At 66.5% G+C, this 18158-nt stretch carries 18 protein-coding genes; 9 read left to right on the forward strand and 9 right to left on the reverse strand.

Going from position 1 to position 18158, the window contains the following annotated elements; translation table 11 throughout:
• Positions 1 to 94 precede the first annotated feature (94 nt).
• The 6 genes from C440_RS18180 to C440_RS05095 all read left to right on the forward strand — a co-directional run bounded on the left by C440_RS18180 (position 95) and on the right by C440_RS05095 (position 3840).
• The gene (locus C440_RS18180) at positions 95 to 1147 is read left to right on the forward strand and encodes a bacterio-opsin activator domain-containing protein (RefSeq protein ID WP_338035386.1); all 1053 of its coding nucleotides are present in this window, start codon (positions 95 to 97) and stop codon (positions 1145 to 1147) included.
• Positions 1148 to 1292: 145 nt separating this feature from the next.
• Positions 1293 to 1643: a HalOD1 output domain-containing protein gene (locus C440_RS05075; RefSeq protein WP_008318898.1), complete on the forward strand. Its 351-nt coding sequence runs from the start codon at positions 1293 to 1295 to the stop codon at positions 1641 to 1643.
• Between the two features lie 169 nt (positions 1644 to 1812).
• On the forward strand, positions 1813 to 2268 hold the full coding sequence (locus tag C440_RS05080) for a DUF5810 domain-containing protein (protein WP_008318900.1): 456 nt from the start codon (positions 1813 to 1815) through the stop codon (positions 2266 to 2268).
• Positions 2269 to 2292: 24 nt separating this feature from the next.
• Positions 2293 to 2811 carry a DUF5809 family protein gene (locus C440_RS05085; RefSeq protein WP_008318903.1) on the forward strand — a complete coding sequence of 173 codons (519 nt, stop codon included), beginning with the start codon at positions 2293 to 2295 and terminating at the stop codon, positions 2809 to 2811.
• Positions 2808 to 3422 (forward strand): NUDIX hydrolase, encoded by a 615-nt coding sequence (locus C440_RS05090; protein WP_008318905.1) that lies wholly within the window; start codon positions 2808 to 2810, stop codon positions 3420 to 3422. Before C440_RS05085 ends, C440_RS05090 begins: the two co-directional genes overlap by 4 nt.
• 1 nt (position 3423) lies before the next feature.
• Positions 3424 to 3840 carry a rhodanese-like domain-containing protein gene (locus tag C440_RS05095; RefSeq protein WP_008318907.1) on the forward strand — a complete coding sequence of 139 codons (417 nt, stop codon included), beginning with the start codon at positions 3424 to 3426 and terminating at the stop codon, positions 3838 to 3840.
• A 94-nt stretch (positions 3841 to 3934) separates the two neighbouring features.
• Here the strand turns inward: C440_RS05095 and yciH are convergent, their stop codons facing one another.
• From yciH to C440_RS05125, 6 genes are all read right to left on the reverse strand, one after another.
• Entirely contained in the window at positions 3935 to 4228 is a 294-nt protein-coding gene (yciH, locus tag C440_RS05100) for a stress response translation initiation inhibitor YciH (protein ID WP_004976316.1), read from the reverse strand.
• Positions 4229 to 4294: 66 nt separating this feature from the next.
• Positions 4295 to 5431, reverse strand: coding sequence for a DUF7096 domain-containing protein (locus tag C440_RS05105; RefSeq protein WP_008318909.1), 1137 nt, complete (start codon positions 5429 to 5431; stop codon positions 4295 to 4297).
• Positions 5432 to 5578: 147 nt separating this feature from the next.
• A complete protein-coding gene (locus tag C440_RS05110; RefSeq protein ID WP_008318911.1) occupies positions 5579 to 6790 on the reverse strand; it encodes a helix-turn-helix transcriptional regulator in 1212 nt (403 codons plus the stop codon).
• Positions 6791 to 6842: 52 nt separating this feature from the next.
• Entirely contained in the window at positions 6843 to 9092 is a 2250-nt protein-coding gene (locus tag C440_RS05115; RefSeq protein ID WP_008318913.1) for a transglutaminase TgpA family protein, read from the reverse strand.
• A gap of 22 nt (positions 9093 to 9114) precedes the next feature.
• The gene (locus tag C440_RS05120; RefSeq protein WP_008318914.1) at positions 9115 to 10149 is read right to left on the reverse strand and encodes a DUF58 domain-containing protein; all 1035 of its coding nucleotides are present in this window, start codon (positions 10147 to 10149) and stop codon (positions 9115 to 9117) included.
• The gene (locus C440_RS05125; RefSeq protein WP_008318915.1) at positions 10146 to 11102 is read right to left on the reverse strand and encodes an AAA family ATPase; all 957 of its coding nucleotides are present in this window, start codon (positions 11100 to 11102) and stop codon (positions 10146 to 10148) included. Before C440_RS05125 ends, C440_RS05120 begins: the two co-directional genes overlap by 4 nt.
• Before the next feature lie 187 nt (positions 11103 to 11289).
• Here C440_RS05125 and mutS point away from each other — a divergent pair, with 187 nt between their 5' ends.
• Together mutS and mutL are read left to right on the forward strand one after the other, a co-directional pair.
• Entirely contained in the window at positions 11290 to 14109 is a 2820-nt protein-coding gene (gene mutS / locus C440_RS05130; RefSeq protein ID WP_008318916.1) for a DNA mismatch repair protein MutS, read from the forward strand.
• Complete coding sequence (gene mutL, locus C440_RS05135; protein ID WP_008318917.1) at positions 14106 to 15806, forward strand: DNA mismatch repair endonuclease MutL; 1701 nt, start codon at positions 14106 to 14108, stop codon at positions 15804 to 15806. Before mutS ends, mutL begins: the two co-directional genes overlap by 4 nt.
• A gap of 48 nt (positions 15807 to 15854) precedes the next feature.
• Here the strand turns inward: mutL and C440_RS05140 are convergent, their stop codons facing one another.
• Positions 15855 to 16073: a DUF7573 domain-containing protein gene (locus C440_RS05140; RefSeq protein ID WP_008318918.1), complete on the reverse strand. Its 219-nt coding sequence runs from the start codon at positions 16071 to 16073 to the stop codon at positions 15855 to 15857.
• A 117-nt stretch (positions 16074 to 16190) separates the two neighbouring features.
• Between C440_RS05140 and C440_RS05145 the strand changes: the two genes are divergently transcribed.
• Positions 16191 to 16427, forward strand: coding sequence for a hypothetical protein (locus C440_RS05145; protein WP_008318919.1), 237 nt, complete (start codon positions 16191 to 16193; stop codon positions 16425 to 16427).
• Here C440_RS05145 and C440_RS05150 read toward each other — a convergent pair.
• Complete coding sequence (locus C440_RS05150; protein ID WP_008318920.1) at positions 16387 to 17367, reverse strand: 5,10-methylenetetrahydromethanopterin reductase; 981 nt, start codon at positions 17365 to 17367, stop codon at positions 16387 to 16389. The genes C440_RS05145 and C440_RS05150 overlap by 41 nt on opposite strands.
• Positions 17368 to 17397: 30 nt before the next feature.
• On the reverse strand, positions 17398 to 18153 hold the full coding sequence (locus C440_RS05155; protein ID WP_008318921.1) for a coenzyme F420-0:L-glutamate ligase: 756 nt from the start codon (positions 18151 to 18153) through the stop codon (positions 17398 to 17400).
• Between the last annotated feature and the right edge of the window lie 5 nt (positions 18154 to 18158).

Raw genomic sequence — 18158 nt, forward strand, 5'->3', positions numbered from 1 at the left:
CCGAAATATCGTCAAGTCGCTCATCGACGCGCCGACCCGCGGCGAGGCGCTCACCGCCGTCTCCGAACATCTCGCCGAGACCGACTCGTACGCCATCGTCTGGCACGCTAAAGCCACCGCCGTCGATACCGACTTCCGGCCGCCACCGGACACTGTCCACGGCGCTGACGCCGCCTACGCCGACAGACTCGGCGAAGTGGCCACGAAACCACCGCTTTTCGACCTCCTCACGGACGCCATCGAAACCGGTGAGATACAGACGGTCGTCGACGTGCTCGACGACCCCGATTGGGTGGACCACCGCGGCGACGCTCTCACCTACGGATTCCGGTCCATCGCGGTCGTTCCCGCGGTCGCAGACGATCGGGTCGAGGCGTTGTTCGTCGTCCACGCCAACGAGCGAGACACCGTCTCGAACGAGGACGGACTCCTGACGGAACTCGGTGAGACCGTGGGCTACGTCATCGCCGCGACGAACCGCGCCGACGCGATGCTCACAGAGCGGAAAACACAGCTCCAGCTTCAACTCGGCGGTGACCGCCTATCGCTGACGCGACTCGCAAAACGGGTCGAACGCGAAGTGGGTCTCACGGGAGTCATCCCGCAGTCCGACGGCTCTGTCATCGCGTTCGTCGTCACCGACGCGGCCCCCGAGGAGGTGGTCGCCGCGGGCGAAGACGTTGCGACCCGAGCCAGACCGCTTTCGACGAACGGGACAGACCACATGTTCGAACTCCGCTTGCCACGGGAGTCACTTTTCGAGACGCTGTACGCCTCGGAAGCGACTCTCCGCGCGCTTCACGCGTCGAAAACCCAGACCACGCTCACGGTCGAAGTCCCCGAGCGGATTCATGTCCGGTCGTTCGTCGATGCGCTCGACGCGAACTACCCCGGGTCGAAACTCTTGTCGCGGCGGACGCACACGGACGGCGTTGCGACGCCGGCGACGTTCGACTCCGAGATACGCGACGCGTGGACGGACCGCCAGCACGAGGCGATTCGAGCGGCCCACCTCGCAGGGTTCTACGAGTGGCCGCGCCGCAGTACCGCGGCGAAGTTGGCCGAAACGTTCGATATCAGCCCGCCGACGTTCCAGTACCACCTCCGCGCCGCCGAACGGAAACTCGTCGAATACGTCTTCGAGTGACACGGGTTACCAGTTGTGTCTCAGTTGAGATTCTAGGTGAGTAGAGTGCACGCAGATACCACTACTAGCTGGATAGCAGCGAGGAATTTATCCGCGACTCACATCGGGATAACTGTCGGCGAGGCACCGACACGAACCGAACACCATGGACGAGACTCGCGTACTACAGGGCAACAACGTTGGATGGAACACCGGAACGAACGAAGAAGTCGTCGCTCGACACGACTGGGAGGGCCGAGAGACCCTCGCCGTGACCGTCGTTTCGGCGACCGCCCAACTGACCGAGATGGGTGTTTCCGAGCTTCCACCACTCTCTGAAGCCATCGACCCGGACTCGCTCAACCAACTGTTCGCCCCGCTGGCCCGGGCACCAGCGGCGAGCGAATCGGGCGAACACGGGCCCGGTGGGTCCGCCCGAGGGTACGTCCAGTTTCGGTACGCAACCTGCGATGTGACCGTCTGGGCCGACGGAACGGTCATGGTCAGAGCCGCCTAACAGCACCGCTACTCAGTATCACCATCACCACAGCGCCACACCATCGGAGGCACGCGCCGTGGCACCCCGTCGGCAGTCCGTAGCCACACCACTGCGGACGCCGCGGCCGTCTGCTTCCTTTTGACGACACTGCGACGGGTTTTGGTACGGCCAGCCACTATCGACCGGTATGGGATACGCCTGTCCGGTCTGCGACGCTCCACAACGCGACGAGACGCATCTCGCAAACCACCTCGCGTTGCAAGCAATCGTCCACGGCGACGACCACGAGACGTGGCTGGACGACCATGCGACCGACTGGAACACGATGAACCCCGAGTCGCTCGGTCCCGTCGTCGCCGAGTTCGCCGAGGAACGCGAGTTCGACGAAGTGTTCGAAGATACGGTTGACCGACGGGGAAGCCACGGGCACCAACACGACCACGGCCACGGGTTTGGCCACGACCACGGGACGCCACAACAGTTCAGCGGCCGCGAAGAGTCGCAACCCCTGTCCGGTGATGCGGCACGCATTTTCGAGGAGGCGAGGTCGCTCACCGAGGAGATGCACGACGACGGTGATGCGGACGCGTCCCGAACCGACGACGAGCACGGAGATGACGACGCCGACGAGAAAGAGTCGTAAGCCCGGCCCCCGAATCGACGGGCGATGGAAACCCACGGGACGATTGCGCCGGCATCGCTCGCCGACGCCGAAGCCGCCTTCGACCGCGCCGGACCGACGGCGCAGGTCGTCGTCAGAGAGACGGCCAAAGCGATGGAGTTCGACCGCGACGAGTACCGAGACCGCGTCACCGGCGACGTCATCGAGACCGTCAGAAACGCGCTTTTTGCCGAGTCGCTGGCGGTTCACGTCGGCTCGCGGGCCGAGTTCGACGACTGGTGTTCGGGCCATCCGGAGTACGAGGTTGTCGAACTCGGCAACCCCGACGTAGAGCGCGTCGCGTGGCACGCGGTTCCGTTCGCCGAGACGGTCGTTGCGACGACCTTCCAAAACGAGCGCGACGCCGCGGTGAGTACCCTCCGCCGCAACGCCTTCGGACGGCTCTACCGCGACGCGATTCTGGGCACAGAAGCGACCGAAAGCGAAGCGAGTGCCGACGACACCGACACCGACACCGACCCTGACGACCCTGGTGGCGAAGGAAGCGAGGGTGGCGACCGATGACCGAAGACGAGCAGGAAAGTGGCGGTCGGCCAGCGGACGGCGACCGGCCGGCCGACGACGGTCGCCGACACGAACCGCTTTCGGACCCCGAGTGGCCGGTGCTCGAATCCGAAATCGAGTACGAGACCGGCTGGTTCACTGGCGGGTACGACCTCGTCGAACAGCCGAACGGAACCACGAAACGCTACTACTGGGCCGAACTGGCCTCCGCCGTCGTCGTCGTCGCCGTCGCCGACGACCACGTGGTTTTCGTGGAGCAGTACCGCCCGACAATCCGTCAGACGCAACTCGAACTGCCCGCGGGAATCGTCGAGAAGGGCGAATCGTTCACCGACGCCGGCCTGCGTGAACTCCGCGAGGAGACCGGTTTCGAAGCGGATTCTGCCGCGGTCATCGGCGACGTGTGGTGTTCCACCGGCGTCCTTCGGCACCGACGCGCCTTCGTCTTCGCGGCGGGTCTCACCCCCGTCGAACGCGACTTGGACGACAACGAGTTCCTCTCGGTTCACTCGGTGCCAATCGAGGACGCAGTCGAAAGGGCGCTCGAATCGCCGACGAACGACGCCACCCTCGAAGGCGTCCTGCTCGCGCGACGGGAGGGACTGCTGTAGCGTGCCGGACGACGAAGTCACGCCCGCGGCGGTCGAGTCACTTCTCGACGGCGACGACCCGCCACTCGTCGTGGACGTGAGCACGGACGCGGAGTTCGCACTCGGCCACATCCCCGGCAGTATCAACGTTCCGCTCGTCGATCTCGTGGCAAGCCTCGGGCGCGTGACGGGAGCGGACCACATCGTCACCGTCTGCCCGCGAGGGGAAGCCAGCGTGCAGGCGGTTCGACTGCTCTCGGCCTACGAGGGGACCGAAGGCGCGCGAATCGAGAGCATGGCTGGCGGTCTCGACGCGTGGGACGGCCCGCTCGAAGAAGGGTTCGACGAGGGTGGAGTCGAGAGGGGAGACGAAGACGGACAGGAAGGCGGAGACGGAGACGAGGGCGAACACACACACGAAGAACGGTCGGACAGCTAACCGTCTTGGAGCAGAGAAAGCGACTGTCGAGTGCAGTCGCTCACGACCGGATAGTTCCAAAAATAACTCGACGTCGGGCTAGCTTAGAGGTCGGTCACGCGACGTTGAACCCCTTTTCGCGGAGGAAGTCCTCCACGCGGCCGCGGTGGTTGCCTTGGAGTTCGATGGAATCGTCTTCCACGGTCCCACCGCAAGCGAACTTCGACTTCAGGTCCGACGATAGGCTGTCCATATCGACGTCCTTTGGGTCGAATCCCTCGATGACTGTAACCTCTTTTCCGTAGCGGCGCTCGTCGATGCGGATGACAATCTCCTGAGACTCTTTAGCGACGTCCTCGCAGACGCAGAGCTCTTCAGGGAGCCCGCACGTCGAGCAGACTTCCGACATTACAGTGTGGACGTACAGGATGGGGATATTAAACAGTGTCGGGAGACGGGATAGCGGTCTGCCCGGTCAGGAGTCCAAGTCGCCCGTGGACGACGTTTCCTCGTCGTCGTTGGTCGTCTCGCTCGGTCCGTTTAGAACGCCCGGGTCGGAGGACGTGTCTCCGTCCGCGTCGGTGCTCGAATCTACGCCGTCTGCCGGGGCAGACGGGCCGTTGCGGTCGGCGTCTTTCGCTCTCGCGTCGTCAGCAGACGGTCCCCTCGCGTCGGTCCCGCGGTCGCCGTCGGCGGGATTGGCACCCTCGCCTCGGTTCCCCGGGTTGGCGGCCGAGTCCGTGGCGTCGGCCTCGTTTTCGTCGGTCCCGACGGTCCGGCCCGAACCAGTCACGTTAGTCTCGTTCTCGTCTGTCTCGTTTCGTGCCGACTCTCGTGGTCCGGGAACCGTCTCCGGGCCGACGTCGTCCGGTCGTCGGCTACCGTCTGCGGCCGACTCGTTTTCTTCGTCCTCGTCGTGGCCGCCAGCTTCGTCCGCTCGCCGTTCGAGTCCGCGTCCGGGTCTGTCACCGGCGATACCGCGGGCGATTTCAGCGACCTCCGGGCCGGAGAGTTCGCTCGCGTTCGTGCGGAGTCTATCGAGTTCGTCGGTATCCACGCCGCGGTCCCGCAACGAATCGGCAGGGACAGACGCGGCGGCGGCGGACGTCCGATTCAAAAGCGACGTCGTGCGTTCGATATCGGCGACCGTGCGAGTCAGTTCGACACGGTACCACCCCTCGGAAATCGTCCCGTTATCGCGGCGCGCTTCGAGTCGAGCCTTGCGCTGTCTGAGGTCGCGCAGGCGCTCGCGGACGGTCGCTACTTGGTCGGCGACGACGGCCGCTTTCGAGTCGTTCGAGTTCGCGTTCGACAGTCGCGTCTCGAAGGTCCGCCGGTCGAGTTCGCCGTTCGTCTCGGACCCCTGTACACCGATGACCGCCGCGAGTTGCTGTCCGGGCGAGACCGTACCGGTCGCGTTGGAGTCGCGTTCGGCGGTTTCGGTGCTCTCGTTCGACGACTGCTGTGCGGGCGGTGATGCCGGAGAGCCGTCAGAAACGGCGGCGTCAGCGGCTGTCTGCGGAACACTACCCGGGGCGGCGAGAGCGAGGGGCGCACCCACCATCGCAATCGAAACGAGTGTTGCGACGAGTGCGACAGTTCGTCGGCTCATTACGTCGTGATGGGACCCCCGTATCAATATAAACGTGCGGCAGTGGCCGCGAATCAACGCCAGTCAACCGCAGTTCGGACAGTGGGCCGAACCCGCTCTCGTCTCCCGATTAACGCGACCCAACCACCGTGAACGGTCGTAATCTTTTTATTCGTCTTTGGAATCGGCGTCGTCTTCGGGCAGGCGAAGGACGTTCTCGCGGCCGAGGCGGAAGCCTTCGATAACGCCGTCGTCGCGCATCCCGCGGACGACTTTACTCGTCTTGGCGTCAGTCCAGTCGAGCGCGCCGGCGACCTCCTGCTGTTTGACGCGCCCGCCACGGGATTCGATGAGCCGAAGGACGCGCTCTTCGTTGCTGAGGAGTTCGGACGGCGGCGACGACTCCGATGTCGAATCCGACCCGGTGGCGGCTCCGTCGGCCGGTTCTTCGGCGTCGGTCGCGGGGCCGTCGGCGTCCGAATCGACGACCGTGGCCGATGCGTCGTCGCCCCCCTCGTTCGTGAGAGCCGATTCGGTGCCCCCGGTCGCCAACTCGTCGCTCGGAGGCGACGAGTCGCCGAGTCCGTTCGACCGTAGATACAGCGCGGCACCGCCGACGATGACGACGAGACCGACGACAGCGGCGGCAAGCGTCGTCGCAGGGAACGGGTCGTCAACGGAGGCCGGTGTCTCTTCGGCGGTCTGCGTCGGTGTTCCGGTCTCTGCCGCGCCTCGTTCGAGAACGACGTTCGGCTCGCCCGAGACGAAGTCGGTCTCGGAACCACGCCAGATAGCCGTGTTCTCGCGCGTCTCGCCAGCCGTCGGCTCGACGGTCACCGTGCCGTAGGCGTCGGGCCACGAGACGATGAGTCGGGTGCTACTGTCGAGGAAAAAGCCCTCGATGGCGTCGCCGACGACGAGGCGGTCGCCGTCGGTCGCGGCGAAGTGCCCCCAGTCGAACGAGTACGTGACGACGCCGTAACTATCGGGAAGCGACCGCGTCTCCGCCGCGACGGAGACGTTCGTGACGGTCATCCCGCGGCTGGTCGCGTTCTCCGCGGCGGCGACCGTCGAGTTGATTCTGTCGGCGAAAGCGGCCGTGTAGTCGTCCGGATTCGCCCGCACGTCGTCCTGTAACGACTGGAACGCGTCGGTGGTGTTCTGGCCGTCGAGTCGGGTCAGATACTGAATTTCCCAGCGAGCGTCGCCGCTCGCATCGACATCAACGACGATACGCGTGCTGTCGGGCTGGACGCCCTGCTGGACGAGTGGTTCGACCCCGGGACCCGCCACCGGGCCTTGTGCCGTGACCGGTGCGACGACCGCGAGCACACAGAGGATGGCACAGACCAGCGCGGGGACGGCGTGTCGTGTCGCCATTGAACCTTCGTGCGAGTGCACACAGAAAAAGTACCGCGGTTCACACAGTGAGTCAGTTCGTCAGCCGTCTGACGACCGGCAGACGCGACCTGACGGCGTCGTTCGCAACGGCGACCGCTTCCTCGGCGTCCGCGCGAGTGACACCGTGGCCGTACCGAGCGCGCTCGTAGATGCGACCGACTTGTCGGGTTCGTTCGTCGATGCCGACCCGAGAGAGCGAGTCGAGGTAGTGTCGAACCGTCTCACCGCGTCGGCGCGGCCGATACGTCCGTTCGAGAGCGAGTTCGAGGCGGTCGTACGCCCGGACCACGTCGGCCGCCGGCGAGTCGGTTCGCCGCTGGTAGACCGTGGTCACGAAGCGGAGTTGCATCGGCAACCGCGTCCGTCGAACGCCGGCGGCGAGACCGACGAGCGCGGCGAAGCCGACGAAGAGCGTCTCGCGCGACGGCAACGACGGCATACCGTCGTCGGACTCGTCGCCGTCGGTCGTGTTTCCGGCGACCGGGGTCACGCCGAGGCGCTCGTCGATGCGGGGCACCTGGCCGTCGTCGGGCGTCGCGTTCGTCTCGGTCTCGTTCGTCTCGGTCTCGTTCGGCGTCGGCGTCTCCGTGTCAGTGTCGTTCGCCGCGGCCGCGGTCTCGTTGGTGTCGATGCCGTCGAGACCTTCGCTTCGGGCGCTCTCGATGGTGGTCGATTCGGCGTCTTGGCGGGCACCGGCGGGAGTCGGGTCGAACCGAACCCAGCCGGTGTCTTCGAAGTAGACTTCGACCCACGCGTGCGAGTCGAGACCGCGGACGACGTACCGGTCGTCGCCGACGCGCTCGCCGGTCGTGTAGCCGGTGACGAAGCGCGCGGGAACGCCTTCGGAACGGAGCAAGACGACCATCGTCGAGGCGTAGTACGTGCAGTAGCCTTCGTCCATCTCGAAGAGGAACGAGTCGGCGATATCGCCCTCGGGACGCGACACCCGCAGGGAGTACTCCTTGTTCGCTTCGAGCCATCGCTCGACGGCGACCGCCTTGTCGTAGGGTGTCTCCGCGTCGCTCGTTATCTCGGCGGCGCGCTCGCGGACCCGCGGCGCGGTGCTATCGGGGAGCGCGAGGTAGCGCTCGCGTATCTCGTCGGGGTAGTCGGTTCCGGTCCGCCGAAGCGACGCCGGCGTGTACTGTGGAACCGCGCTCGTCACGTTGTAGGACTCGTCCGTGGCGATGGTTCGAGCGGGGCGGATGTTCCCCTGTTGGGTGAGAAGCGTGTCGGATGCGACATCGCCGCGAACGGCGACCGGTCGCCACGCCGCGGGCATCGAATCGAGCGGCGTCGCAGGCGTGACAGTCTGACGAACCAGCCGAGACGGACCGTCCGGGCCTCGTAATCGACCGCCCGAGTACGGTTCTGTGTCACCGGTTCGAACCCAGCCGTCGCCCGTATAGCGGTCGAACGAGGCGGTCTGCCAGTACGCCGGTGACGAACTCTGGACTTCGAACCGGACCTTCGGCGAGAGGCTGATGCTTCCGACGATGGAGATGCGGTCGCTCGCGCTCACCAGATTCGCCTCGACGGTCGGTTGCTCGGCGACGCCGCCGCTCGGAATGACCGGCGACCCGCCCGCACCGGGAAGGACCGTGACGCTGGCCGAGACGACGACCATCGCCGCGAGGATAATCGTCAACACGTCGAGTTGGCCGCCGTCGCGGCCGTACCTGTCGATGCCGTCGAATCCGAGCGCCGCCATGCCCGCGGTGACGCCGACGAGCGTGAGCGCCCCCGTCGCATCGGTCGTGAGAACGAACAGGCCGAGTCCGAACCCGGCGATGGTGACTGCCGGTGCGATGCGCCCGCGGACCACGAGATACCACGCGAGGAACGTCGGCCCGGGCGTCACCGCGAGCGCCCACACGTCCGCAGAGAGCAGTCGGAGCGCCGACAGGCCGCTCAAGAGCGCGAGCGAGTCGGCGAGGATGCGCTCCGGCGAGAGCAACGCGAGTTGGCTCGGCGGGAGCGCGAGGAAGTACGCGGTGAAGCCCCCACCGGCGATGACCGCCGCGAGCGCGAGTGCGACGCGCAGTCGAATGGTTCGTCCGACGACGGTTGCGAGGACGAGCGTGCCGACGACGAGCAGTGCGAACTGGTTTCGCCGACCGACGACGTCGGTGATGTCGTAGAGAACGGCCAGAAACGCTCCGATGAGGACGACCGACGCGCCCGCGGCCAACAGGTTCGCCGGAACCCCGAAGACCGCGTGTTGGTCCGTCGCGTCCGCGGTCGCCGAGGCAGACCGCCCCCGAGTCGATTCGGTGCTCATCTGTCTGGCCTCCGGTTCGGTCTCATGTCGTCACCCCGCGCCGCCCGGACCGGGCCGTCTCGCGGTCGCCGGGTCGGCCGTCGGCCGCGACGACGGTCTCACCTGAGTCGGCGACTCGAAGGTCGTCGAAGGTTGTCTCGCGGCCGGCGATTCGGACGTGGGTCCGCCCGGCGTCGCCACGGACGACGACTTCGGCGGTCTCGTTCGGGACGGCACCGGTCTGCATCCGCGAGAGGTGTGCGAGCACGCGCCGGTCGTCGCCGGGTGCCGCATCGACGACACCCGCAGGCGTCGTGAGGTGAACCGGGACGCCGACATCGAGAAGCGAACAACAGAGCGTCGCGGCCGCCTCGGCGGCGTCGTCCTCGTGACCGTCAGCCGTCCCGACCGAGATACGCACCGCGTCGGAGGCGGCGCGGTCGTTGTACGTCTTCACCACGAGGTCGCCCGATTTGGCGCTCGACTTCCAGTGGATGTCGCGGAGTGAGTCGCCCGGGACGTACTCACGGAGTCGGTCGAACTCGTCGCGGTCGTCGGTCAGTTGGAGCGTGGCGAGCGCCGACAAGTCCCGACGGGCCGTCGCGGTGAGCATCCGAACGTGAGGAAAGACGAGTAGCTCGGTCGTTTCACCGACCGTGAAGGATTCCGAAAACAGACCGAGGAGGTCGGTTGCGACAATCGTGGTCGGCCCGAGCGTCGCCGGGCCGCGAACGCCGAGTGTCACGTCGTACGAGAGTGTCCCGTCGCCGACGACCGAGTCGATTGTGGCGTCGCCCGAGACGCCGTCCGAGAGCGCGTCCGTCGTCGTCGCCGGAAACGGTCGGTCGGCGTCGATGGCGAGCGAGACAGTTCGGGTTTCGCCGGGGAAGCCGTCTGGAGGCGTGTCGCGGTTCACTCGCGGCCGCGACACTCGGCGGACCTGTATCGCGCCGGCGACGAGCGCGACGACGACCGGGATGACGACGGCGTTGAGCGCCCGCGGCCCGTAGGCGACGGCGTTTCCGACGCCGAGTACGACGACGGCCAGCGCGACCCACCCGCGACGTGTGAGTTTCATTCGACCGGTGTGTATTCGACCGCGCGTTCGACCACCTCGGACCCCGAGTCGCCGCCCGTCGTCCGAATGCGGTGCGCCCAGACGCTCTGAACCTCCCGTTGGATGTCGTCGGGAACGACGTAATCGCGGGCGTCGAGGGCGGCACGGGCCTGTGCGGCGCGGATGAGCGCAATCGACCCGCGCGGACTCACGCCGAGGTGGGCACGCTCTCGGGTATCGGCGGCGAGGCGAGAGACGTAGCGCCGGACGGGTTCGCTCACGGTTACCGCGACAATCGTCTCGCGGGCGTCTCGAACGTCGGCCGCGGTTGCGACCGGTTCCAGCGACTCTATCGGATGGTGGCCCGCGACGCGCCCGAGCAGTTCGGTCTCTTCGGCCTCGTTTGGATAGCCCAAGTGAATCTTCTTCATGAACCGGTCGAGTTCGGCTAACGGGAGGTCGTAAGTGCGGTCGGGTTCGACGTCGTTCTGTGTCGCAATGACGGTAAACGGGTCCGGGACCCGTCTCGTAACGCCGTCAACCGTGACCTGCAACTCCTCCATGACTTCGAGGAGCGCGGCCTGCGTCTTCGGCGGCGCGCGATTGATTTCGTCGCCGAGGACGACGTTGCCGAACACCGGTCCCTCGCGGAATTCGAACTCGCTCGTCTGCTGGTTGAAGACGTTCACGCCGGTCACGTCAGACGGCAAGAGGTCGGGCGTGAACTGAATGCGCTCGAACGACCCCTCGATAGAGGTGGCGATAGCCCGGGCGAGCATCGTCTTGCCGACGCCCGGCACGTCCTCCAAGAGGAGGTGCCCGCGGGCGAACAGCGTCACGATGATATCTTCTATCGCGTCGTGGTGGCCGACGATGACTCGCTCGACGTTCTCGGAGATTCGCGTTGCGAGGTCCGAAACCGTCTCGGCCGACTGCCCGGGGTCGAAGTCGGAGTCTGCATGTACGTCAGTCATTATATTCCGGATACCCCGCCAGCTATACCACAGGGCCGGGCGGGTCTCTGTTCGGTAATATTGTCTCAGCCTACCTAACCTTGCTGGATGTGCGCACACGACACCCAATAGCCGGGGGTTCGACGCCCGTCGGCGTTCGACGCGCCGTTCCCGGGCGTTTTTATCGCTCGGCGACCCGGTACCGGGTATGAACGCGGACGCCCAGCGCGAGGCGGTGTACGGCGCACCGCCGGAGATGCTGGCAGTGCGAGACGACCTGACGCCGATGCTCTCGCAGTACGCCGACCTCTGTGAGACCCACGACGACGCCGTCGTCCTGTTCCAAGTCGGCGACTTCTACGAGGCGTTCTGCGGCGCGGCGGAAGCGGTCGCCCGAACCTGCGAGGTCACGCTCACGAAACGCGAGGATTCAACCGGTACGTGGCCGATGGCCGGGATTCCCATCGACAACGCGGCGGGTTACCTCGAACGACTGCTCGATGCGGGCTACCGCGTCGCGCTCGCCGAACAGGTCGAAGACGCCTCGGAAGCCTCCGGCTTGGTTGACCGCGCCGTCACGCAACTCATCACGCCCGGGACCGTCGTTGACGAAGAGCTACTGGAGGCGGGACGCGCAACCTACCTCGGGGCGGTCGCCCGCGGCGACGGTGACACCGACGCCGCCGACGAGTACGGCATCGCCGTCCTCGACGTTTCGACCGGCGAGTGTCTCGTTACGGGTGCCGACAGGGCGCTGGCGCTCGAAGAACTCGAACGCCTGGCCCCCGCCGAACTCGTCGTCGGTCCGAACTGCGACCTCCCGTCGCTTTCTTTCGACCCGATGCAGACGCCCTTCGAACCGGACGCGTTCGACGTCGAGGCGGCCGAATCGACGCTTTCTTCGTACGCGCCGCGGCCGGACGCCGTCGTCGAATCTGACGCCGAATGCCGAGCGGTCGGCGCGCTTCTCGCCTACGCGGAGTACGCCCAAGGTGACTCGAAACTGGAGTACGTGACTCGCGTTACCCGCTTTGACCCGCGCGAGTTCCTCCAACTCGACGCGACCGCCATCCGGAGCCTCGAACTGTTCGATTCGCGGAGCGCCCGCGCCGGGAGCACGCTCTTTTCGGTCCTCGACGAGACGGCCTGTGCGCTCGGTCGCCGCCGCCTCGAAGCGTGGCTTCGTCGCCCACTCGTAGACCGCGACGCGATCGAAGCGCGACTGGACGCGGTTGACGCCCTCTGCGACGACGCTCTCACCCGCGCGGACCTCAGAGACCACCTCTCGGCCGTCTACGACCTCGAACGGCTGGTCGCGCGTGTGTCGCGCGAACGAGCGAACGCCCGCGACCTCCGGTCGCTGAAGACGACACTCGACCGCGTGCCCGACATCCGCGAGGCGCTCGCCGAAACCGACGCAGACCTCCTCGCCGACTGCCGCGAGTCGCTTCCCGAACTCGATGGCGTCCGCGACCTCGTGGGTCGAGCGCTCGTCTCCGATCCGCCGCAGGAAATCACCGACGGCGGCGTCATCGCGGACGGATTCGACGCCGAACTCGACGACCTGCGCGGCACCGCCGAGGCCGGCCGCGAGTGGGTCTCGAAGCTCGAAGCCGAAGAGCGCGAACGAACCGGAATCGACTCGCTCGAAGTCGGCTACAATCAGGTTCACGGCTACTACATCGAGGTAACGAACCCGAATCTCGACCGCGTGCCAGACGACTACGTGCGCCGCCAGACGCTGAAGAACTCAGAGCGGTTCTACACGCCCGAACTGAAAGAGCGCGAAGACGAGATTCTCCGGGCCGCCGACCGCGCCGACGCCCTCGAATACGACCTCTTTTGCGAGGTTCGGGCCGACGTCGCCGCCGAATCGGAACGCATCCAAGCCGTCGCGGACGTGCTGGCCGACCTCGACGTGTTGCGAACCCTCGCCGACGTCGCCGTCGCCAACGACTACACGCGGCCCGAGTTCCGAACCGAGGGACCCGGAGAGAGCGACCGCACGTCCGACGGCGGCATCGAAATCGATGCCGGACGACATCCCGTCGTCGAACGCGCCCAAGACGAGTTCGTCCCGAATCCAGCGTCGCTTCCGGCAGGGAGCGTGACGCTCATCACCGGGCCGAACATGTCCGGGAAATCGACCTACATGCGCCAGGTGGCGCTCGTTTGCATCCTCGCGCAGATGGGAAGTTTCGTCCCCGCCAACGCCGCACGGGTGCCCGTCATCGACCGCGTGTTCACCCGTATCGGAGCCTCAGACGACATCGCGGGCGGGCAATCGACGTTCATGCGCGAGATGAGCGAGTTGACCGACATCCTCCACAACGCGACCGACGACTCGCTCGTCCTCCTCGACGAGGTCGGCCGCGGAACCTCGACCGCCGACGGTCTCGCTATCGCCCGCGCCGCGACCGAGTTCATCCACGACGAAATCGGCGCGACGACGCTCTTCGCAACCCACTATCACGACCTGACAGACGTCGCCGCCGACCGCGAAACGGTGTTCAACCTCCATTTCACCGCCGCCCAACGCGACGGCGAGGTCACGTTCCTCCACAGCGTCGCCGACGGTCCCTCGTCGTCTTCCTACGGCGTCGAAGTGGCCCACCTCGCGGGCGTTCCCGGCACGGTCGTTGACCGCGCGCGGAGCCTCGTCGAATTCGACGTGTCGAAGACGGCCGAGTCGCACGCGACGGATGCCGCCGCAAACGGCCACTCCGAAACTGTCGGGCGCGCCGAAACAGCCGAGGACGGAACCCTCGCGGCGTACGTCGATGGATTGGAGAACGGACACACCGGGAAGAACGCCCGAGACGTGGAGATGCCGACCGCCGACGCCGGTGCTGGCTCCGGTGCCGGTTCCGATTCCGATTCCGTCTCCGGCGCTACCGCCGGGTCTGACGCCGGTTTTGACCCCGAACTCGAAGCCGTCGCCAACCGTCTCCGCGAGGCCGACCTCGTGGATACGACCCCGCTAGAGGCGTTGAACCTCCTCTCGGAACTCAAACACGAACTCGAATGATTCGCCGACTCGACCCGAAGACGCGCTCGAACATCGCCGCCGGAGAGGTCGTCACCCGTCCCGCGAGCGTCGTGGTCGAACTCGTCGAAAACGCACTCGACGCCGGTGCCGAGACGGTTACAATCGACGTTGACGGCGACGGAACCGACCGAATCCGCGTCGCCGACGACGGCCGTGGGATGTCGAAATCAGACGCCGCACTCGCCGTCGAGCGCCACACGACGAGCAAGTTGACCGGCGCGGCAGACCTCGAAACCGTCGAAACCCTCGGCTTTCGGGGCGAAGCCCTCCCGAGCATCGCGGCCGTCTCCCGCCTCGAACTGACGACTAACGAGGGCGGGCCGCGCGGGACGCGCGTCGTGGTCGAACGCGCCGAGAGCGCCGCAAGCGACGAGCGGGAATCGAGGATCGAGGATGGCCGAGAAAAGACCGTCTCTCCTGCGGGGCGGGCGCGAGGAACGACTGTCGAAGTCACCGATGTCTTCGCCGACCGCCCGGCCCGAAAGAAGGCGCTCGCGTCGGCGAAAGCGGAGTTCGCCCGCATCTCGACGGTCGTCACCCGCTACGCGCTGACCCGCCCGGACGTTCGGTTCGCACTCCGACACGACGACCGCGAAACGCTCACGACACCCGGAACGGGCCGGTTCGCGGACGCGATGCTCGCAGTCTACGGCCGCGACGCCGCGAGTCACGCTTCGACGTTCGACTCGGTACGCGACGTTGCCGACGGCGGTGAGACGGCCACCCTCGAACTCGACGGCGTGCTCTGTCATCCCGACGTGACGCGCTCTCGGCGTGACCACGTTCACGTCTCGGTAAACGGTCGCGCCCTCGCGGAGCCGCGGCTCAGACGGGCGGTCGCAGACGGTTACGGGACGCTCCTGCCCGACGGACGCGAACCGGTTGGCGTGGTCAGACTTCGCCTGCCGCCTGCGTTGGTAGACCACAACGTCCACCCCGCGAAAGACGAGGTCGGCTTCAGAGATGCGGACGCGGTCACCGACGCCGTCGAATCGAGCGTCCGCGACGCGCTTTCGACCGCCGACCTTCGGCGGAGCGGAGAGTTGGCGATGGACCTCGACAGTTCGCTCGAACCGGTCGCGGCCGAGTCGGTCTTCGACGACTGCCGCGTCATCGGCCGCTTCCGCGAGTTATACCTGCTCTGTGAGGCCGACGACGACCTGCTCGTCGTGGACCAACACGCCGCCCACGAGCGCATCAACTACGAACGCCTCCGCGACGCCGTCGAAACCGCCGGTATCGAGTCCGTCGCGGTTGACCCGCCCGCGACCGTCTCGCTTTCTGCGACCGACGCGGCGCTCCTCGAATCGAACCGCGACGCCGTCGAAGCACTCGGCTTCCGCGCCGCGGCGTTCGGCGACGGAGCCTACCGCGTCGAAGCCGTTCCAGCACCGCTCGGGCGGCCGTTTAACCCGGCCGCGCTCGCCGACGCGGTCACAGACGTCGCGGCGGGCGACGCGTCCGACCCGCGCGACGAGTTACTCAAAGACCTCGCGTGCCATTCCTCTATCAAAGCCGGTGACGACCTCACCGACGAGGAGGCGTCGCAGGTGGTCGAACGACTCGGTGCGTGCGAGACGCCCTACACCTGTCCGCACGGCCGGCCGACGATACTCTCTATTGACGAAAAGACGTTCGTCCGGGGGTTCGGACGACGAAGCGGGCGGCAAGGATAAGAGAGATAGCGTCGGGTTTCGAGCGCCCAAGAGCGTCCGCGACGCGCGCTACCAGTCTTTGCACTCGATACAGACGTACTCGTCGCCGTCGAGCCAGCGTTTTTCGACCGTGTCGCCGCACGCCGGACACGTGGTTCCGTCGGGCGTCCAACGGTAGGTTGCGAGCGTGCTCACGTCGCGGTCGTCGTTCGCGTCGGCCGTCGGCGACTCGGCAGTCTCCAGTGTGTCGTCGCCGGTATTGAAATCGTCGAGCGAGCGGTTCGACATGCCCGGCTATGGTCTCGCGCGGCCCTTATCGGTGCCGACACGTGACGTGTTTTCCCCGTGTCGTGGGTCCCGTGCGAAACCCACACAATCAATACTACCGAATCCCGACAGTCGCCCATGGCAACACTGACGGATTTCGTCGTGGCGCTCATCCAGAGTACCCTTGAGTTGGTCGTGAACTTCGCCACCGTAGCGACGAGCGATATCGTCTCACCGGTCATTATCCTCGTCGGGAACCTGTTCATCATCGCGGCGGTCGGCGCGCTCATCTACGTGGTCCTCGGCGCGCTCGTCGCGGAACTCGGTATCGGCACTACGCCCGGCCAGCGCGGTACGCCTCGGCCGCGAGAGTAATCGCTTCTTCGAGGTCGGGACCGATTGGTGACCCGACCACGACGCCATCAGCGTGGGCGAGCACCGCGGCCATCCGGTCGGCCACGTCGGCCGGCGTGCCGGCCATCGAGAAGGCGTCTATCATCGGCGGCGTGACGAGACCGAACGCCTCGGAGAACGCGCCCGCCGAAATCTTCTCGCCGATGTCGCTCGCGCGGTCGGCGTCGATACCGTGTCTATCGAGGACCGGCGGGGCCGCCCCAGCGGTGATGAAGGCGACCGGCGGGCGAGCGGCCTCGCACGCCGCATCTTCGTCGGCCGAGATGGAGACGCTGGCGTAGGCGGCGAGCGTGAATTCGCCGCGCGAAGCAGGGCGGTCGGCGCGGCCGATATCGACCTGTTCGCGTGCCCACGCAAGGTCGTCGGGGTGCGACCCGTTGAACAGCAGGCCGTCGGCGTGTTTGCCGGCCATACGGCACATGTGCGGACCTTCGCCGCCGACGTAGACCGGAATTTCGCCGGGAACGTCGAAGTTGAGTCCGGCGTCGGTCGCTTCGAAGGTGCCGTCGTGGGTGACGCGCTCGCCGCGCCAGAGGTCCTGTGCGACTTTGAACGCCTCTAAGACGGAGCGGAGACCGCGTTCGTCTGCCAGTCCGAGGTTCCGGAGCGTCGATGGGTCCCCCGGCCCGATACCGAGGAGTCCGCGGCCGTCCGAGGATTCGGCGACGGTTGCGACCTTGGCGGCGAGCGTCACGGGATGCATCTCGTAGGGGTTTGCGACGCCGGGTCCGAGGCGAATGTCGTCGGTCTCGGCGGCGAGTCGTGCGAGGACCGCAAACGGGTCGCGGTTGTTGTAATGACACGAGACGAAACACGAGTCGTACCCCTCGCGTTCGGCCTGTACGCCCAGTTCGACGAGGTCAGTTACGGGGTGTTCCGGGGTGAGTTCGAGTCCGAGCATGAGTGTGGAATAGTGTCGAAACGCGGATTGTTAGGGTTCGTAGCTCCAGTCGCGGAGCGCCTGTCGAACGAAGTCGCCGTCGATGTCGCGGAAGTGAGCGTCGCTTTCGCCGTGGTCGCCCCACTCGAAGTCGCGGACGACGACCACGGGCGTTCCGTCGTCGCCTTCGCCCTGTACGAGGTTGGCCGCGGCGGCGAGTTCGTCAACGACGCTTTCGACGGTGACGCCGAGTTCGCGGCCGTCGCGGTCGGTCTCACCGCGCCAATCGCGCGACGGCGCGAGTCCGGCCCAGCCGATAGCGACACCGCGCTGACCGTGTCTGAACGGGCGACCACACGTGTCAGAGACGATGATGCGGTCTGCGGCGAGTTCGTCGCGGATACGCGCCGCCGACTCGCTCGGGCGCTTCGGAAGCAACAGAAGGTCGTGGTCGGGGACGTTCGACCGGTCGATGCCGGCGTTGACGCCGACGTGACCGAATCGCGTCTCGGTCAGGAAGAACGGCTCGTCCATCACGAGGGCAACGCTCTCTTCGAGGACGGCCTGTGCGAACCGCGGGTCCTTCTCGTCGTCGGTCAGTTCGGAGAGTCGTCCGGCGAGTTCCCGCGCTCGCGGACCGGGCGGGAAGTCATCGAGGTCGGCGAACCGTCCTTCGGCCTTCGAAACGACTGTGGACGCGACACACACCACGTCGTCGGGACGGAGAGTGACGCGGTCCGAGATGATGGCCGCGAGGTCGTCGCCCTCGCGGACCTCGGGAACGTCGGGGACGGGAAACAGCTCCATAGGAA

This window comes from Haloferax mucosum ATCC BAA-1512 (assembly GCF_000337815.1).
GTDB lineage: Archaea > Halobacteriota > Halobacteria > Halobacteriales > Haloferacaceae > Haloferax > Haloferax mucosum.

What these genes read in the sequence shown, in the direction of transcription:
- C440_RS05075 (WP_008318898.1), top strand. Translation starts at nt 1,293, where the DNA reads ATGGACGAGACTCGCGTACTACAGGGCAACAACGTTGGATGGAACACC.
- C440_RS05080 (WP_008318900.1), top strand. Translation starts at nt 1,813, where the DNA reads ATGGGATACGCCTGTCCGGTCTGCGACGCTCCACAACGCGACGAGACG.
- C440_RS05085 (WP_008318903.1), top strand. Translation starts at nt 2,293, where the DNA reads ATGGAAACCCACGGGACGATTGCGCCGGCATCGCTCGCCGACGCCGAA.
- C440_RS05090 (WP_008318905.1), top strand. Translation starts at nt 2,808, where the DNA reads ATGACCGAAGACGAGCAGGAAAGTGGCGGTCGGCCAGCGGACGGCGAC.
- yciH (WP_004976316.1), bottom strand. Translation starts at nt 4,228, where the DNA reads ATGTCGGAAGTCTGCTCGACGTGCGGGCTCCCTGAAGAGCTCTGCGTC.
- C440_RS05105 (WP_008318909.1), bottom strand. Translation starts at nt 5,431, where the DNA reads ATGAGCCGACGAACTGTCGCACTCGTCGCAACACTCGTTTCGATTGCG.
- C440_RS05110 (WP_008318911.1), bottom strand. Translation starts at nt 6,790, where the DNA reads ATGGCGACACGACACGCCGTCCCCGCGCTGGTCTGTGCCATCCTCTGT.
- C440_RS05115 (WP_008318913.1), bottom strand. Translation starts at nt 9,092, where the DNA reads ATGAGCACCGAATCGACTCGGGGGCGGTCTGCCTCGGCGACCGCGGAC.
- C440_RS05120 (WP_008318914.1), bottom strand. Translation starts at nt 10,149, where the DNA reads ATGAAACTCACACGTCGCGGGTGGGTCGCGCTGGCCGTCGTCGTACTC.
- C440_RS05125 (WP_008318915.1), bottom strand. Translation starts at nt 11,102, where the DNA reads ATGACTGACGTACATGCAGACTCCGACTTCGACCCCGGGCAGTCGGCC.
- mutS (WP_008318916.1), top strand. Translation starts at nt 11,290, where the DNA reads ATGAACGCGGACGCCCAGCGCGAGGCGGTGTACGGCGCACCGCCGGAG.
- mutL (WP_008318917.1), top strand. Translation starts at nt 14,106, where the DNA reads ATGATTCGCCGACTCGACCCGAAGACGCGCTCGAACATCGCCGCCGGA.
- C440_RS05140 (WP_008318918.1), bottom strand. Translation starts at nt 16,073, where the DNA reads ATGTCGAACCGCTCGCTCGACGATTTCAATACCGGCGACGACACACTG.
- C440_RS05145 (WP_008318919.1), top strand. Translation starts at nt 16,191, where the DNA reads ATGGCAACACTGACGGATTTCGTCGTGGCGCTCATCCAGAGTACCCTT.
- C440_RS05150 (WP_008318920.1), bottom strand. Translation starts at nt 17,367, where the DNA reads ATGCTCGGACTCGAACTCACCCCGGAACACCCCGTAACTGACCTCGTC.
- C440_RS05155 (WP_008318921.1), bottom strand. Translation starts at nt 18,153, where the DNA reads ATGGAGCTGTTTCCCGTCCCCGACGTTCCCGAGGTCCGCGAGGGCGAC.